This window comes from Sphingomonas sp. TF3, from assembly GCF_003985085.1.
In the GTDB taxonomy this organism is placed as follows: domain Bacteria; phylum Pseudomonadota; class Alphaproteobacteria; order Sphingomonadales; family Sphingomonadaceae; genus Sphingomonas.
Genome location: NZ_RWKS01000066.1, coordinates 1 through 2,395, shown reverse-complemented (window position 1 = coordinate 2,395; position 2,395 = coordinate 1). Strand labels below are relative to the sequence as shown.

Annotated in this window: 2 protein-coding genes; both read left to right on the top strand. The window is 67.4% G+C overall.

Annotated elements, in window-relative coordinates; translation table 11 throughout:
* A partial coding sequence (gene istA, locus EJC47_RS20790) for an IS21 family transposase (protein ID WP_260591703.1) occupies positions 1 to 1,506 on the top strand: 1,506 nt, incomplete at its 5' end.
* Positions 1,493 to 2,221: an IS21-like element helper ATPase IstB gene (gene istB, locus EJC47_RS20785; RefSeq protein ID WP_126849590.1), complete on the top strand. Its 729-nt coding sequence runs from the start codon at positions 1,493 to 1,495 to the stop codon at positions 2,219 to 2,221. The genes istA and istB, both read left to right, overlap by 14 nt.
* The last annotated feature ends 174 nt before the right edge of the window (positions 2,222 to 2,395 follow it).

The window sequence follows — 2,395 nt, the reverse complement described above, 5'->3', positions numbered from 1 at the left end:
GTGGAGACTGTGGTTCGGGTTCGGCGTGAGTACGCCGGCGGCAAGCCGATCAAGGCGATCGCGCGGGATCTTCGATTGTCGCGCAAGGTGGTGCGCAAGGCGATCCGGGCACCGGAAGGTTCGTTCGACTATCATCGGTCGGTGCAGCCGCTGCCGCGGATCGGACCGTTCCAGGAGCGGCTCGATACGCTGCTGGCCGAGAATGAGGCGCGGTCGCGTCGTGACCGGCTGCGGATGACGCGCATCCACGACCTGCTGCTGCGCGAAGGCTTTGAGGGATCGTACGATGCGGTCCGGCGCTACGCCACGCGCTGGGCCGAGGCACGGCGCAAGGATCCCGGCGACGGCGTGGCGGCGTTCATCCCGCTGCTGTTCAGGCAGGGCGAGGCGTACCAGTTCGACTGGAGCCACGAAGACGTGGAGATCGCGGGCAAGCCGATGCGCGTGAAGGTCGCCCATGTACGGCTTTGCGCATCGCGGGCGGTGTATGTTCGGGCCTATCCGCGCGAGACGCAGGAGATGGTGTTCGACGCGCATGCGCGCGGCTTCGCCTTCTTCGGAGGAGTGCCGCTGCGCGGCATCTACGACAACATGAAGACCGCGGTGACGACCGTGTTCGTCGGCAAGGAGCGCGTGTTCAACCGTCGCTTCCTGGTGATGGCGGATCATTACATGGTCGAGCCAACCGCCTGCTCGCCGGCCGCCGGCTGGGAGAAGGGCCAGGTCGAGCATCAGGTCCAGACGATGAGGGGGCGGCTCTTCAAGCCGCGGCCGCGGTTCGCCAGCCTGGAGGAACTGAACGGCTGGCTGGAAGCCGAGTGCCGCCGCTGGGCGGAGATGCATGTGCACCCCGAGCACAAGGAGATGACGGTCGCGCAAGCGCTGGAGTTGGAACGGCCCGCGCTCCAGCCGATGCTCGCGGCGTTCGACGGCTTCCACGAGACGCAGCATGCGGTGACCGGGACCTGCCTGATCAGCTTCGATCGGAACCGCTACTCGGTTGCCGCCAAGGCGGTGCGTCGTGCGGTCCAGGTCCGGGCTTATGCCGACCGGATCGTCGTGCGGATGGGCGACGAAGTGATCGCCGATCATCCCCGGTTCTTCGGTCGCGACCGAACGATCTACGACCCTTGGCATTACCTGCCGGTGCTGGTGAACAAGCCTGGCGCGCTGCGCAACGGTGCGCCGTTCCAGGGCTGGGATCTACCGCCTGCGCTCGCTCGGCTGCGCCGCAAGCTCGGCAGCGATGACGATGCCGATCGGCGCTTCGTCCGCGTTCTTGCGGCCGTCCTCAGCGATGGCCTGGATGCCGTCGAGGGCGCCGTTCGCGAGGCGCTCGACGCCGGTGCGGTCAGCGACGAGGTGATCCTCAACATCCTGTCGCGGCGGCGAGAGCCGCCCCGGCCTGCATCCATCGTCACGTCTGAGGATCTGACGCTGATGCACCCGCCGATCGCCAACTGCGCCCGCTACGACAGCCTGCGAGGCCTCCATGCAGCGGCATGAGATGATCGACGCGATGCGCGGGCTCGGGCTCAAGGGCATGGCAGGCGCGTTCGACGACGCGGTCACCGCGGGGGTCCAGCGCAAGCGCACCGCGATGGAGATCCTGAGCGATCTGTTGCGCGCCGAGGGCGCGCATCGCCACGCCGCCTCGATCCGCTACCGCATGACGGCTGCCAGGCTGCCGGTCGTGAAGGACCTCGACGCGTTCGTGTTCGAGAACACCCCGATCAACGAAGGGCTGGTGCGCTCGCTTCACGCAGGCTCGTTCCTGCCAGGCCGCCGCAACGTCGTGCTGGTCGGAGGCACGGGCACCGGCAAAACCCACCTCGCCAGCGCGATCGCCGCCAGCGTCATCCGCGCCGGTGCCCGCGGTCGCTACTTCAACACCGTCGACCTGGTGACGCAGCTCGAGGAGGAGACGCGGATCGGCAAGGCCGGCGCGCTCGCGGCCCAGCTGCGTCGCCACGAGCTCGTGGTGCTCGACGAGCTTGGCTATCTGCCGTTCGCCCGCTCGGGCGGCCAGCTGCTGTTCCACCTGATCAGCAAGCTCTACGAGCACACGTCGGTGATCATCACCACCAACCTGACGTTCGGCGAATGGCCCAGCGTGTTCGGTGACCCCAAGATGACGACCGCGCTGCTCGATCGCATCACGCACCACTGCGACATCGTCGAAACCGGCAACGACAGCTGGCGCTTCAAGAACCGCAGCTGATCCCGGCACGGTAACCAGAAAGAGCTGTTCGCGGTGCTCGCGCCTCCGGTCGGGCTACGCCCTCCCTACGCCGCGAGCACCGCGAACGGCACTCCACCATCGACGTCGGCTCAACGCTGTTAGGGGGTCCCTCTTCGACGCCGATCGGGGGTCCCGGTTCAACGCCTATTTACA

What these genes read in the sequence shown, in the direction of transcription:
- istB (WP_126849590.1), top strand. Translation starts at nt 1,493, where the DNA reads ATGCAGCGGCATGAGATGATCGACGCGATGCGCGGGCTCGGGCTCAAG.